15 protein-coding genes and 1 riboswitch are annotated in these 14,718 nt (G+C 42.9%); of the genes, 13 read left to right on the top strand and 2 right to left on the bottom strand.

All coding sequences use genetic code 11. The features are described 5' to 3' along the window. Window positions 1-41: 41 nt before the first annotated feature. Window positions 42-219, top strand: a riboswitch (Lysine riboswitch). A gap of 141 nt (window positions 220-360) precedes the next feature. Beyond that, entirely contained in the window at window positions 361-1,590 is a 1,230-nt protein-coding gene (locus tag ACQYAC_RS07090) for an aspartate kinase (protein WP_061409010.1), read from the top strand. A gap of 144 nt (window positions 1,591-1,734) precedes the next feature. On the opposite strand, the gene ACQYAC_RS07085 is transcribed toward ACQYAC_RS07090, so the two are convergent. Beyond that, window positions 1,735-2,178: a YslB family protein gene (locus tag ACQYAC_RS07085; protein ID WP_058015126.1), complete on the bottom strand. Its 444-nt coding sequence runs from the start codon at window positions 2,176-2,178 to the stop codon at window positions 1,735-1,737. Between the two features lie 280 nt (window positions 2,179-2,458). Between ACQYAC_RS07085 and ACQYAC_RS07080 the strand changes: the two genes are divergently transcribed. The 5 genes from ACQYAC_RS07080 (at window position 2,459) to ACQYAC_RS07060 (ending at window position 7,012) form a co-directional block, all read left to right on the top strand. Then, entirely contained in the window at window positions 2,459-3,067 is a 609-nt protein-coding gene (locus ACQYAC_RS07080) for a succinate dehydrogenase cytochrome b558 subunit (protein ID WP_058015127.1), read from the top strand. 37 nt (window positions 3,068-3,104) lie between these two features. Then, entirely contained in the window at window positions 3,105-4,865 is a 1,761-nt protein-coding gene (gene sdhA, locus ACQYAC_RS07075; RefSeq protein WP_058015128.1) for a succinate dehydrogenase flavoprotein subunit, read from the top strand. Window position 4,866: 1 nt separating this feature from the next. Further along, a complete protein-coding gene (sdhB, locus tag ACQYAC_RS07070) occupies window positions 4,867-5,631 on the top strand; it encodes a succinate dehydrogenase iron-sulfur subunit (protein ID WP_088001954.1) in 765 nt (254 codons plus the stop codon). Window positions 5,632-5,752: 121 nt separating this feature from the next. After that, window positions 5,753-6,214, top strand: coding sequence for an acyl-CoA thioesterase (locus tag ACQYAC_RS07065; RefSeq protein ID WP_058015130.1), 462 nt, complete (start codon window positions 5,753-5,755; stop codon window positions 6,212-6,214). Window positions 6,215-6,292: 78 nt separating this feature from the next. Then, on the top strand, window positions 6,293-7,012 hold the full coding sequence (locus ACQYAC_RS07060) for a biotin--[acetyl-CoA-carboxylase] ligase (RefSeq protein WP_429943003.1): 720 nt from the start codon (window positions 6,293-6,295) through the stop codon (window positions 7,010-7,012). 213 nt (window positions 7,013-7,225) lie between these two features. Here the strand turns inward: ACQYAC_RS07060 and ACQYAC_RS07055 are convergent, their stop codons facing one another. Then, the gene (locus ACQYAC_RS07055) at window positions 7,226-8,356 is read right to left on the bottom strand and encodes a 2-methylaconitate cis-trans isomerase PrpF family protein (RefSeq protein WP_429943002.1); all 1,131 of its coding nucleotides are present in this window, start codon (window positions 8,354-8,356) and stop codon (window positions 7,226-7,228) included. 135 nt (window positions 8,357-8,491) lie between these two features. Here ACQYAC_RS07055 and ACQYAC_RS07050 point away from each other — a divergent pair, with 135 nt between their 5' ends. The 7 genes from ACQYAC_RS07050 (at window position 8,492) to rph (ending at window position 14,712) form a co-directional block, all read left to right on the top strand. Beyond that, window positions 8,492-9,352, top strand: coding sequence for a LysR family transcriptional regulator (locus ACQYAC_RS07050; RefSeq protein WP_061409004.1), 861 nt, complete (start codon window positions 8,492-8,494; stop codon window positions 9,350-9,352). A gap of 153 nt (window positions 9,353-9,505) precedes the next feature. Next, window positions 9,506-10,822, top strand: a complete 1,317-nt coding sequence (locus tag ACQYAC_RS07045; protein ID WP_429943001.1) for a CitMHS family transporter — start codon at window positions 9,506-9,508, stop codon at window positions 10,820-10,822. 206 nt (window positions 10,823-11,028) lie between these two features. Continuing rightward, window positions 11,029-11,253, top strand: a complete 225-nt coding sequence (gene gerE, locus ACQYAC_RS07040; RefSeq protein ID WP_003184172.1) for a spore germination transcription factor GerE — start codon at window positions 11,029-11,031, stop codon at window positions 11,251-11,253. Between the two features lie 149 nt (window positions 11,254-11,402). Then, a complete protein-coding gene (locus tag ACQYAC_RS07035; RefSeq protein WP_003216546.1) occupies window positions 11,403-11,843 on the top strand; it encodes a MarR family winged helix-turn-helix transcriptional regulator in 441 nt (146 codons plus the stop codon). Between the two features lie 7 nt (window positions 11,844-11,850). Next, window positions 11,851-12,669 (top strand): glutamate racemase, encoded by an 819-nt coding sequence (gene racE, locus ACQYAC_RS07030; RefSeq protein WP_429943000.1) that lies wholly within the window; start codon window positions 11,851-11,853, stop codon window positions 12,667-12,669. A gap of 101 nt (window positions 12,670-12,770) precedes the next feature. Next, on the top strand, window positions 12,771-13,832 hold the full coding sequence (locus ACQYAC_RS07025; RefSeq protein WP_429942999.1) for a GerMN domain-containing protein: 1,062 nt from the start codon (window positions 12,771-12,773) through the stop codon (window positions 13,830-13,832). 151 nt (window positions 13,833-13,983) lie between these two features. Then, complete coding sequence (gene rph, locus ACQYAC_RS07020; RefSeq protein ID WP_058014504.1) at window positions 13,984-14,712, top strand: ribonuclease PH; 729 nt, start codon at window positions 13,984-13,986, stop codon at window positions 14,710-14,712. Window positions 14,713-14,718: the final 6 nt, after the last annotated feature.

The following is a 14,718-nucleotide window of genomic DNA, read 5'->3' as shown; positions in this document are numbered from 1 at the left end:
GTTAAGATTGTGACTAAATTTAATAAATGAACGTGTTGTTTGTTGAAGATAGAGGTGCGAACTTCAAGAGTAAGCCTTCAGAGATCGATGGGATCTAGGAAGAGGGCTGAAAGGGGAGCGTCGCCGAAGTGAATAAAATCCACTCATTTTATTCGCTGGCTGTACATTGAAGAAATGTAGGGCTGTCAAGAATTTATTTCTTGGAGGGCTATCTCATTGTTTGCATCGTTTGATGATGATTATAAAGCAATGGGAGATCTGTTCTCTCATTGCTTTTTTTATTTGCAGTGAGCAGGCAGTCTCCAAAGCCGCTTCTTGCCTCTTCTCTCACACGTGATCTTTTGAAAAAGGGTGGTTGACATGGGACTAATTGTACAAAAATTTGGCGGAACGTCTGTTGGATCGACAGAAAAAATTCGCAATGCTGCAGAAAGGGTCATCGCTGAACGCGAGGCCGGACATGATGTGGTTGTGGTTGTGTCGGCAATGGGTAAATCAACGGATGTTCTAGTAGACCTAGCGAAAGAACTCACAGATCATCCGAGCAAAAGAGAAATGGATATGCTGCTCGCAACTGGAGAGCAAGTGACCATTTCCTTATTAACGATGGCGCTGCAAGCAAAAGGCTATGATGCCATTTCCTTTACAGGCTGGCAGGCTGGTATGAAAACAGAGCAAGTACATGGTAACGCAAGAATCGTCGATATTGATGAATCAAGAATAAAAGAGGAATTAAGTGCTGGGAAAGTGGTTGTTGTGGCTGGCTTCCAAGGAATTGCAGATGATTTGCATATCACAACGCTTGGACGCGGTGGATCAGATACAACAGCTGTGGCACTTGCTGCTGCACTAAAAGCGGATAAATGTGATATTTACACAGATGTACCAGGTGTGTTTACGACAGATCCGCGTTATGTACCGGCCGCGCGGAAACTTGCAGGTATTTCATATGATGAGATGCTAGAGCTGGCTAATTTAGGAGCTGGTGTCTTGCATCCGAGAGCTGTTGAATTTGCGAAAAATTATCAAGTCCCGCTAGAAGTCCGTTCTAGTATTGAAAATGAATCGGGTACGTTAATTGAGGAGGAATCATCCATGGAACAAAATTTAGTCGTCAGAGGCATTGCATTTGAGGATCAGATTACACGCGTGACGGTGTGCGGTCTTTCAAGCGGTCTTACCACATTGTCGACCATCTTTACGACACTTGCGAAGCAAAATATCAATGTCGATATCATCATTCAGTCTGTCACAAGCACCAATCAGACGTCGATCTCTTTCTCTGTGAAAACGGATGATTTGTCTAAAACAGTTGAAGTGTTAGAAGAATATAAAGGAGCACTCGGCTACGAACAGATCGAGACAGAAAGCAAATTAGCCAAAGTATCCATTGTTGGATCTGGTATGGTTTCAAATCCAGGCGTAGCCGCTGAAATGTTCGCTGTGTTAGCAGAAAAAGACATCCAAGTGAAAATGGTCAGTACGTCTGAAATTAAAGTCTCGACAGTGGTTGGCCGAGACGATATGGTCAAAGCAGTTGAAGCATTGCATGATGCGTTTGATTTATCAAAGGTAGCTGCGCATTCTTAAAAAGGCGGGAGGTGTATCTCATGAAAGAGTGCACCTCTTTTTTATATTCGAAACCTCCGCAAACCCATTCACTAAGTATGCTATGATAGAAGAAGGCAAACAAAAAAAGGCGTGACCTGAAGTCTGCGCCTTTCATAAAGAGAGTTAGCTTGGGTCTCTTAAATCCCATTTAACGGTTAAAATGACTTTATCAGCACGCTTTTTCACTTGTTCATAAGATTCAGCCACGTACTCGTTGAGAAGCTGGATTTGTTCAGCAATAAAACCTGCTTCCATCTGAAAGCATGGCTCCTTTTGATAGGTGAGTCGATTTGATACAAGTGGACCTTCGAGCTCAAACTCAATTTCCTGTTTTTTCGAATGGACCATCGTGAGAGTTCCCCATCCGGCATCATGGAAAAATTCGGGGATCTTCTCCCATGACTCTTGAGGAAATTTACGAGCAAGCAGCTTACCCGCAAAATACATCATAGATGAATGATCCTGACCAAGAATATCAGGCAGCAGAACTTCGCGTATCAGCTCGTAGGCAAATCCATTGACTTCAATTTCTTTTAGCTGTTCTAAGTTAGATTCGAATTTATTCATTGTACGGCTCCCCTCTTTCAACAATTTATTATAGCTTATGTGAGCATATGATGACAGAGTTTTCCCTGAAGTCTAAGAAATTCTTATTGTAGTAAAACGAATTTTGATTTAAAACTTTTAAATTTCGGAAAATTTTAATTTATGTACGCGGTTTCTTGACGCTTTTTTGACATAGGAGTAAAATGAAATTGTCAATAAATTTGAATAAAGTGCTTACAATTGAAAGAAGCGGGGGTAAGACAATTTTCAGCAATTGCACTTTTTACTAGGGGGTAAAGTAATGTCGGGGAACAAAGAATTTTTTTATCGGAGATTGCATTCTTTGCTTGGCGTCATTCCGGTCGGTCTATTTTTAATTCAGCACTTAGTGGTGAACCACTTTGCGACGAATGGACCAGAGGCGTTTAACAAAGCTGCACACTTTATGGAACAGCTTCCATTCAGATATGCACTTGAGCTGTTCGTGATTTTCTTACCACTGATCTATCATGCTGTTTATGGGGTGTACATAGCCTTTACGGCACAAAACAACACGTCTCGCTTCAGTTACTTAAGAAACTGGTTGTTCAGACTGCAAAGGATTTCAGGTATCATCACATTGATTTTTGTGACTTGGCATGTATGGGAAACACGAATTCAAGCTCAGCTTGGAGCTGAAGTGAACTATGACATGATGGCGAATATTTTAAGCTCTCCATTTATGCTAGGTTTCTATATTGTCGGCGTTTTATCTACTATTTTCCACTTTGCTAATGGCTTGTGGTCATTTGCTGTCAGCTGGGGAATTACTGTTTCACCACGCTCACAAAGAATCTCCACATATGTGACATTAGGTATATTTATAGCGCTTTCATATGTAGGGCTAAGAGCAATTTTCGCTTTTGTTTAAGAGGAAATAGATTAGTAGAAGAGGGAGAGGGGCTACAATGAGTAATTCTAGCATCATCGTTGTCGGAGGCGGCTTAGCTGGTCTCATGGCAACTATTAAAGCAGCAGAAGCGGGAACAGCTGTTAAACTATTTTCAATCGTACCTGTAAAACGTTCGCATTCTGTATGTGCACAGGGCGGAATCAACGGAGCGGTGAATACAAAAGGTGAAGGGGATTCACCTTATGAACATTTTGATGACACGGTGTATGGCGGAGACTTCTTAGCCAACCAGCCGCCAGTAAAGGCAATGTGTGAAGCAGCGCCGTCCATTATCCATTTACTTGATCGGATGGGTGTAATGTTTAACAGAACACCAGAGGGATTATTGGACTTCCGCCGCTTCGGGGGAACACAGCACCACCGTACAGCATTTGCTGGAGCTACAACAGGTCAGCAGCTATTATATGCACTTGATGAGCAGGTTCGCCGCTATGAAGTAGCAGGACTTGTCACGAAATATGAAGGCTGGGAATTCCTTGGCGCTGTGTTAGATGACGAGGAAGTATGCCGAGGCATTGTCGCGCAGAACTTGACGACAATGGAAATTGAATCCTTCCGTTCAGATGCAGTGATCATGGCAACAGGCGGTCCTGGAATCGTGTTCGGAAAATCAACGAACTCCATGATTAACACTGGATCTGCTGCATCCATCGTCTATCAGCAAGGGGCTCATTACGCAAATGGAGAATTCATTCAAATTCACCCAACAGCGATCCCTGGAGATGACAAGCTTCGTCTCATGAGTGAATCGGCTCGTGGTGAAGGCGGACGTGTTTGGACATATAAAGACGGGAAGCCTTGGTACTTCCTAGAAGAAAAATATCCAGCATACGGAAACCTTGTACCGCGTGATATCGCTACACGTGAAATTTTCGACGTATGTGTCGAGCAAAAGCTTGGCATCAACGGAGAGAACATGGTATATCTCGATCTTTCTCATAAAGATCCAAAAGAACTTGATATTAAACTTGGCGGTATCATTGAAATCTATGAAAAATTCATGGGTGATGACCCGCGTAAGCTTCCAATGAAAATTTTCCCTGCTGTTCATTACTCAATGGGCGGATTATGGGTTGATTATGATCAAATGACGAATATCAAAGGTCTATTTGCTGCCGGAGAATGTGATTACTCTATGCACGGCGGAAACAGACTTGGAGCAAACTCACTGCTTTCTGCCATTTACGGCGGAATGGTCGCTGGACCGAATGCTGTGAAGTACATTAGCGGTCTTGAAAAGTCTGCGGAAGACCTATCTTCTGCAACATTTGACAGCGCCGTGAAGAAAGAGCAGGAAAAATGGGACAACATCCTGAGCATGGACGGAACAGAAAATGCGTACGTGCTTCATAAAGAGCTTGGAGAATGGATGACGGATAACGTCACAGTCGTTCGTTACAATGACAAACTCTTAAAAACAGATCAGAAGATCGAAGAACTAATGGAGCGCTACAAAAAGATCAACATCAACGATACAGCTTCATGGAGCAACCAAGGCGCTGCCTTCACACGTCAGCTTGACAACATGCTTCAACTGGCAAGAGTCATTACGATCGGGGCTTACAACAGGAATGAAAGCCGAGGCGCACACTACAAACCGGACTTCCCAGAGAGAAACGATGAAGAGTTCCTAAAAACAACAATGGCTACGTTCAAAGGAAAAAATCAAAAGCCTGCATTCCACTATGAGGACGTCGATGTATCGTTAATTGCACCTCGTAAACGAGATTACTCGAAGAAAAAGGTGGAGAAATAAGATGAGTGAAAAAAACACGATTCAATTCATAATCACACGTCAAGATACAGCAGATGGAAAGCCTTATGATGAAGAATTTGAGATTCCTTACCGCCCAAATATGAACGTCATTTCCGCACTCATGGAAATTAGACGGAACCCGGTCAATAAACAAGGGGAAAAAACAACGGCGATCAACTGGGATATGAACTGTCTTGAAGAGGTGTGCGGAGCTTGTTCTATGGTCATTAATGGAAAACCGCGCCAGTCATGTACAGCCCTTATTGATCAGTTAGACCAGCCGATTCGTCTTCAGCCGATGAAGACATTCCCGGTTGTGAGAGACTTGCAGGTTGATAGAAGCCGGATGTTCAATTCATTGAAAAAAGTGAAAGCATGGGTGCCGATCGATGGCACGTATGACCTTGGTCCTGGACCAAGAATGCCTGAGAAAAAACGTCAATGGGCATACGAGCTTTCGAAATGTATGACATGTGGTGTCTGCCTTGAAGCTTGTCCAAACGTGAATGATAAGTCTTCCTTTATGGGCCCTGCACCGCTTTCGCAAGTTCGTTTATTTAACGCACATCCGACAGGTGCGATGAATAAGTCTGACCGTCTAGAAGAAATTATGGGGGACGGTGGTCTTGCGAACTGCGGGAACTCCCAAAACTGTGTGCAGTCTTGTCCGAAAGGAATCCCGCTGACAACGTCAATTGCTGCACTTAACCGAGATACAACTTTACAAGCATTCCGTAACTTCTTCGGAAGCGATCACGCAGAATAACATCACATTCAGTCCTCTTTGCCAATCATGATGAGTGTTTAAGAGGCTGGATGCAACATATAAACAAACGCCTCTTCCAATACGGGAGAGGCGTTTTGTTTCCAAATAAGGAGATGATCAAGTGAGATTGCCGTCATATATTGAAGAACCGTTTGAAGAGTGGAGAGCATCCTTTCGATTTTATGTCGAAACCACTGTTCGTTTTTCAGAAACGGATATGTTTGGCCATATGAACAATGTCACCCCTTTTGTGTATTTTGAAGAGGCGCGCATTGCCTTTTTTCAAAAAACAGGTATTGTTGATAAACGGATGAAACGTGTGAGAGAGACCATGACAGTCGTCGCTAATCTGCAATGTGATTACATCAAGCAGGTAGAGATTGGAGAGAGGCTTCGTGTGTATGTCAAGCCGGAAAAGGTAGGCTCAAGCTCACTCATTCTTCATTACTTAGGAGAAAATGAGCAGCAGGAACCATGCTTTACAGGGTCAGTCACGATGGTGCAAATTAGTAAAGATACAGGCACATCTGTCCCATTTACTGAAGAAGAAAAAAAGACATTTCAGGCGCAGCGAAATGAGTAGCATGCTGTTTTATCAACGTGCACACTTCATTTTGTTATAATAAAAGCATCATATCAAGAAGAAACAAGAGGAGAACACATGAAGATTTTTCAATATGACACCATTGATAGTACAAATAATGAAGCGAAAAGGCTCATGCAGCAAGGAGAAAAACCCTCATTTGCTGTCTATGCACGCCAGCAGACAGCAGGAAGAGGCAGACTCGGCAGGCCATGGGAAACGCCTGTAGGGAATGTGGCGGTAACCATGACAGTCATGCCGCCAGAAGAACTCTCCACTCAATCAACGATCGCTCCGCTGACAGCACTAGCAATCTATGATGTGCTGAAACCACTCATGAGAGCGGACGATCAGCTGGCGATCAAATGGCCGAATGATATTCTCATTAATGAAGCAAAGGTATCCGGTACATTAATAGAAGCAGACCGCAGCGCCATTTATATTGGTGTCGGTATCAATGTAGAAACAAAGCCGGAGCATGTCCCGTACAAAACCATTTGCCTATCTGAACTGACAGAGGTAAAAGCCGATCAGCTTGTGAAGGACCTTGCCACGGCTTTTGAAAAATATCATACACGCTGGAAAAATGAAGGGTTTGAAGCACTCACTGCCCTCTATAACAAACGGTTATATCGACTCAACAAGCCGCTTCGCATTTCGTTAGATCGTGAAAAACAAACATGGAAAGAAGGCATTTGCAGCGGTGTTAACCGCTTTGGTCATCTTCAGCTAAAAGATGATAAAGGACAGATCAAAGCTCATTCTGCGGGAGATATTGATGCCCCGCTTCAACATTAAAAAAAGCAGACGTCTTCTCGTCTGCTCTCAGCGTGTAGACAAACCCTCGCATTCGTTGTCAGGTCTGCGTGCCGGTGCTCACGAATGTTTCATTCGCTCCGGTACTAGACTTCAAAGGTTTTCTATCATGCTGAAAAGGAGACAAAGGACTAAAATAAACATCATTTTAGCCCTTTGTCAACAATATCAAAGCAGACGATGTTCTCGTCTGCTTCAGGCTTCTCTTTTTATATGAGGCTGCACAATATAATCTTGTTTCGTAAAGGCAACCCCGTCTAGAATTTCTCTTGCGGTTCGAATGACTTTGACTCTGTTTTGAGACACGTCAATGTCCGTTTGCATAATTCCGGCAGGATGCCCGATTCGAAGCGTATCATGTTGTCCATCATAAAGCTGTGCAGGAAGTGTTTGTTCCATAAAACAGCTGGCTGACACACAGACAGATCCGGTAATGGCAAGCGCTTGGTGTGGTCTTTGCATTGATAGCATGCGTACGATGATGTCCATATCGGCTGCTCGTCTCATCACTCCATTTGTATCGACATAATCAGCAGGTTCGCTAATAATCGCAAGCTTCGGAACGGCTGGTGACTGTAATGTTGCCATGTCTTTTGGCGCAAAGTGACACATTTCAGCAGCGATGGAACGAATCTCTTCTAAATCATCCAGTAATGCGTCTGAAAATTCCTCAGGCAATTCGGTTCCTTTTAAATGAAGATCCTTCGCTCGGACAAAGGCAATGGGATTTGCGATGTCAACGATCGAGATCGGAATCTCCCCGAATTTTGTCTGAATCGTATCCATGCGGTTCCCTGTCGGAAAGGTTTTACCTGTTACAGCGCCTTCAGGTTTTTCAAATGATAGATAGATGGGAGATCCTGTCCCTTTTACTCCTGGAATTTCTACATCTCCCTCAAATTTCACTTCGCCGTTTTCAACCTCAACCTCTGCTACAATGACTTTATTGGTGTTGGTATTGAGGATACGTACAGTCGTAATGGGCTCAACCGCTTGAACAAGTCCTTTAATGATGGCATATGGTCCAACCGCTGATGAGATATTCCCGCAGTTCCCTTTAAAGTCGACATATCTCTCATTGATGCTGACTTGTGCAAACGTATAGTTCACATCCACATCTGGACGTGTGGCTTTATCAATAATGGCTACTTTACTTGTTAAAGAATTACCGCCGCCGATCCCATCGACCTGCAGCCGGTCAGGACTGCCCATAATGTCTAAAAGAAATGCCTCGAGCTCATCGTGTTCATAGGGTGCATCGTTTGCTTGAATGAATACCCCTTTGCTTGTACCGCCTCGCATAATTGTGATTGGAACTTTTCTCATTGCTCTCACCCTCAATTTTTAATGAACTGTTTATCTAATCAAAATGGTAAAGTATAATAAGAAATAAGTTAAATACATTATTTTAAGAGGAATCAATAAATTTTTTTTATAACTAGTGAAAAAGGAGGGCACACAATGGATGAGAAAGACTGGCGGTTTTTAAAGGTGCTCTATGAAGAAAAGAACATCACAAAAGCGGCGGAAAAATTATTTGTCTCTCAGCCTGCCTTAAGCTATCGGTTGAAGCAGCTTGAAGAGGAGTTTGATATGAAGCTTTTCTTTAAAAGAAAACGAGGGATTGAATTTACGTCAGAAGGCGAGTACTTGGCTGCATATGCAAATGACATGCTCAAACAGCTTCAGCAAACAAAAGATGGCATGCTCAACATGCAAAAAAAGGTCAAAGGGACAATCCGGTTAGGGGTCTCAAGTAACTTTGCTCAGTATAAGCTGCCGGAAATTTTAAGAGAATTTTCTAAGCAGTATCCACATGTTCAATTCATGGTGAATACAGGCTGGAGCACGAAAGTCATGGATTTATTAGGCACATCAAGTGTCCATTTAGGGATTTTAAGAGGAGATTACGATTGGAATGGAGAGCGGTTTTTGCTTGATAAAGAGCGGCTTTGTATCATTTCAAAATCAGAAATCCAGCTAAAGGACCTCCCAAAGCTTCCGCTCATTGACTATCATACAGATAGTTCATTAAAACGATTGATTAACAGATGGTGGCAGGAAACGTTTACCATGCCTCCGCTTGTGACGATGGAGACAGACCGCCAGGATACATCAAAAGAGATGGTCAAGCACGGTTTAGGCTACGCCATTGTCCCGGAAATTTGCCTCAGACCAAGTGATGAGCTATTTGTAAAAGGTCTTTCGTATAAAGATGGCCAGCCTGTTTTAAGAGATACATGGCTTATGTACCAGCCAGACTCCCTTCATTTATCTGTTGTGAAAGCATTCATAGAGTTTTTAAGAAGCCAGCAAGGTTGATTATAAAAGAAATTTATAGAATATACGAAAAAATCAATATTTTCATTATAAAAAGAGCTATTATATCCTTGAAATAGAAAGCGCTAACATTTAGGTCGCAAGTGCAAAGGGGCGCTTGCTGACTGCGCAAAGAAGAGGATGGAGGGATATAAAGTGCTAGCTATTTTAGGACTCTTAATGGTCGTAACTTTTACATTTCTTATTATGACAAAACGTATGCATCCGGTGGTGGCATTAACCGTTGTGCCGATCATTTTTGCATTGATCGGTGGGTTTTACAGTGGATTAGGGGATATGATGCTTGATGGACTCAAAACGGTTGCACCGTCTGCTGCTTTATTATTATTTGCCATTTTATTCTTTGGTGTCATGCTGGATGCAGGTCTGTTTGATCCACTGATTAAACTCATTTTACGTATTGTGAAAGGGGATCCTGTCAAAATTGCGTTTGGGGTAGCGATTTTGTCCATGCTTGTTGCATTAGATGGGGATGGGACGACAACGTACATGATTACCGTATCAGCTTTGCTGCCACTTTTCTTAAGAATTGGGATGAACCCGCTGATTTTAGGGACGATTTCATTATTATCATTAGGCATTATGAGCGGTATGACCCCATGGGGTGGTCCTGCTACTCGTGCAATTGCTGCACTTGGCTTGGATGCAGCTGAATTTTTTATTCCATTAATTCCAACGATGGTAGCTGGCGGTCTATTCATCCTTTTTACTGCCTATGTGCTCGGGAAAAAAGAGCGGAAACGAATTGGGATCGCAGAGATTCAGTACAAAGAAGAGGTTTCGATCTCCCCTGAATTGGCAGCGTCAATTGAAGATGGCGTCGAAGACATGAAAAGACCAAACCTCATTTGGGTAAACTTCTTTTTGACAATTGCGGTGATGGCGACACTTGTTTTAGATATCGTACCGATTCCAGTTCTCTTCTTAATTGGATTTGTCATCGCGCTCATGATCAACTATCCAAAGGTTGAAGATCAGCGCGAGAGAATTTTATCGCACGCAGGAAATGCATTAACGGTCATTACCCTTGTGTTTGCAGCTGGAATTTTCACAGGGATTTTTTCGGGAACAAAAATGGTGGAGTCCATTGCTAATTTGGTTATTTACATGATTCCGGATTCCTACAGCTCATTCTTTCCACTCATTGTCGCTTTAACGAGTATGCCATTTACATTTGTTCTTTCAAATGATGCGTATTATTTCGGGGTGCTTCCGATCTTGGCTGAAGCGGGTGCTGCTTACGGAATTAATCCAGTGGAAATTGCGCGTGCCTCTATTATCGGACAGCCTGTCCACTTGCTGAGCCCTCTTGTGGCTTCAACGCTCCTTCTTGTCAGTATGTTGAACAAAGATATTGGCGATTTGCAAAGATACGCCCTGCTATGGACCGTGTTAACTGCCCTTTTTACAACATTGATCGCTTTGTTAACAGGTGCCATTTCTATCTTTTAAATACGTGTATGAAAAGGACGATGTCTAGGGTAGGAGACTCGTCCTTTTTTTGTGCGGATAAAAGCGCACAAAATGGACGCTCATATGCGGGAATTCTCGATTTTAACGTCACCTACCTCGGGCAGCCGGCATATGATATCTCGACTATACAGAATCCCATTCTATAGAGACTAGAGCTCTCACCTTAGCAAGGAGGGTTACAATACTTGAAGGAGAAAGAGTTTCAATCCAAGCCGCTATTAACCAAAAGAGAAAGAGAAGTATTCGAATTGCTCGTCCAAGATAAAACAACAAAAGAAATTGCAAGCGAGCTTTTTATTAGCGAAAAGACTGTTCGAAATCATATTTCGAATGCCATGCAAAAGCTAGGAGTCAAAGGTCGTTCACAGGCCGTAGTCGAGCTTCTGCGTATGGGTGAGCTAGAGCTCTAAAGTCAGCCGGTTTTCCTTCCACACCAGGGAGGAACCGGTTATTTCTATATGGTTTCCATGAGTCTCTTCTTGCATTTTCTCTGAAAAACGAGGAAAATAGGAATGTACGTTTTAATCAAAGTGAGATGCTATAGTGAGGTATCAATGAAATGGAAACGAATGAGTTCGACCATGTAGCAGAGATTGAGAAATCATTGCGCCATATTGCGGCAATTATTAAGCAAAAAGGCAGAGAAATCCTGAATCAATATACGATTACACCTCCTCAATTTGTAGGGCTTCAGTGGCTTTATGAATTCGGAGATATGACAATAGGTGAGCTATCACAAAAGATGTATTTGGCTTGCAGTACAACCACCGACTTAATTGATCGAATGGAAAAAAGTGAACTTGTCGAACGAGTAAAAGATCCTTCTGACCGCCGCGTGGTTCGCATTCATTTATTGCCTGAAGGCGAGCGGATCATTCAAGAAGTGATTGTTAAACGCCAAGAATACGTCAGTGAACTTCTAGGGGCTTTCTCAGAAGAAGAAGCCATCGTTTTCAATCAATCCTTAACGAAACTACAGCAGCAAATGAAAAGAAAATGAGGCGATTTTGTTGGATCAACCAATCGGCGTCATTGATTCCGGCGTCGGCGGTTTAACCGTTGCAAAGGAAATCATGAGACAACTGCCAAAAGAAAAAATCATTTACGTAGGCGATACAAAACGGTGCCCGTATGGCCCTCGGAAAGAAGAAGAGGTTCTTCAATATACTTGGGAAATGGCACACTACTTATTAAGACATCATCATATTAAAATGCTCGTCATCGCATGTAACACAGCGACGGCGATCGCACTAGATGAAATCAAAGCAACGCTTGATATTCCGGTCATTGGCGTGATTCAGCCCGGTGCCCGCACAGCCATCAAGGTGACAAACAATCAGCAGATTGGTGTCATTGGTACGGCCAATACGATTAAAAGCGAGGCATACAAAGAAGCTCTGCTATCCCTAAAAGCAGGACTAGCGGTTCAAAGTCTGGCATGTCCGCTGCTTGTCCCATTTGTGGAAAGCGGTACATTTTTAGATCAAACAGCAGATGAAGTGGTGAAAGATTCTCTTGAACCGATGAAAGAAACAGGAATCGATACACTTATTCTTGGCTGCACGCACTATCCGATTTTAAAAGAGTCGATTCAGCGCTTTATGGGCAGTGATGTGAGCATCATTTCATCAGGGGATGAGACCGCTAGGGAAGCGAGTACAATTCTTTCCTATAAAGGGCTGTTAAACACGTCTCAAGAAACGCCTGTTCATACATTTTATACAACAGGGCAGCAGCAAAATTTTGAAAACATCGCTCGTGACTGGTTTGGCTACCTGCCAGGGAAGGTCGAAACCGTTTCACTCGAACACGTCTATCAGCAATAACCCGCTTCTTCTTGAGGTGGGTTATTTTTTTATGAAAAGGGTCTAATCCGCAGAGGGAGCTCGTATACATAGTAGTACAAACTACTAGAGGAGGGTGAAGTATGCTGAAAAAAGGATCTACAGCAGCTGTGACGTGTATCGCGTCAGCCATGCTTTTGTCAGGATGCGGATTGTTTCAAACAGACCAAGCGAAAACAGAGATTGACCCGCCACAAAACGTCACATATGTGAAAGATAATAAAGAAGATAAACAAACAGCCAAAGAAGGAAAAGAAGAGAAGAAGGCAGATACAGTCATGAGAGAATTATATTTAATTGATAAAAACGGGTATGTCGTCTCTCAATCCATTCCGCTGCCGAAAAATGAAGGAAGTGCCAAACAAACCCTTGAATACCTCGTGGACGGAGGACCGATTTCTAACCTTATGCCAAATGGATTCCGGGCTGTTTTGCCGGCCGACACGAGCGTCTCAGTCGACATTAAAGACGGAACGGCCGTAGTGGATTTTTCAAATGAATTCAAAAACTATAAAAAAGAAGATGAACAGCGCATCCTGCAATCGGTCACTTGGACGTTAACGCAGTTTGATTCCGTCGCCAAAGTCAAATTGAAAATGAATGGACATGAACTAAAAGAAATGCCTGTGAACGGTACGCCCATCTCAGATGATTTAAGCAGAGAGGACGGTATTAATATCCAGCACGAGGCTGCCGCTGATATGACATCGACAAAGCCAGTGACGGTGTATTACTTAGCTGAATCTGATGAACAGACGTACTATGTTCCAGTGACCAAAAGGGCGCCAAAAGATGAGGATGATCAAATTACAGCAGCCATTCATGAGCTCGTCTCTGGCCCAAGCAAAAAAAGCCATTTGCTCACAGACTTTGATCAAGATGTAAAGCTGAATGATATCCCGAAAGTAAAAGACGGACATGTGACACTTGATTTCAACGAATCCATTTTCGGCAGCGCAGATGAAAAGAAAAAGGTGATTTCACAAAAAGTTCTTGATAGCATTGTGCTCACATTAACAGAGCTGCCTGACGTCAAAAGCGTATCCGTTAAGGTAAACGGCAAGGCTGAGCTTGTGAACGAAAAAGGAACAGAGCTGACAAAGCCGGTTTCAAGGCCAGAACAAGTGAATACAGGTAGTTTTTAACGGCACACATTGATATAATGGAGAAAAAGAGGCATGCATATTCGCTGCCTCTTTTTTATTCCAAGCGATTAGAACGAGCCGAGGTTGTCAAAGTTAGTAGGAGAACCCCGCTGGCTTACGCGCGGAATGTATATTGTAACGGAGGTAAATCATGAGATTAGATGAAAGACACTATGACGAATTAAGAAAAATTGAAATAGAGGCAGGCTACATTACGCATCCAGAAGGCTCTGTCTTAATCTCAGCGGGCAATACGAAGGTGATTTGTAACGCATCCATCGAAGACCGCGTACCTCCTTTTTTAAGAGGAGAAGGAAAAGGCTGGATTACAGCAGAATATAGCATGCTTCCAAGAGCAACTGCTCAAAGAACCATTAGAGAATCATCTAAAGGAAAAGTGACAGGACGTACAATGGAAATTCAGCGATTAATTGGACGAGCACTCCGTGCAGTCGTTGACTTAGAAAAGCTTGGCGAACGCACGATTTGGATTGACTGTGATGTCATTCAAGCAGACGGCGGCACACGCACAGCATCCATTACAGGTGCTTTTGTTGCCATGACGCTTGCGATTCAAAAGCTTCGAGCAGAAGGCGTCATCAAACAAAACCCGATCACTGATTATTTAGCGGCGATATCCGTCGGAATTGATTCTCAGCAGGGTCTTCTGTTAGATTTAAATTATGAAGAAGATTCTTCAGCTGAAGTAGATATGAATGTCATCATGACAGGCGCTGGACGCTTTGTTGAACTTCAAGGGACAGGCGAAGAAGCGACATTCTCAAGAGAACAGCTAAACGGACTGCTTGATTTAGCCGAAAAGGGCATTAAAGAATTAATTGAAAAGCAAAAAGCAGTGACAGGAGAAGTCATCGAATAAAAAGAA

Source organism: Bacillus sp. MM09(2025) (assembly GCF_050496725.1).
Taxonomy (GTDB): Bacteria; Bacillota; Bacilli; order Bacillales; family Bacillaceae; genus Bacillus; species Bacillus pumilus.
Note: the sequence above shows the minus strand (reverse complement) of the source record. Positions and strands in the feature narration are given on the sequence as shown.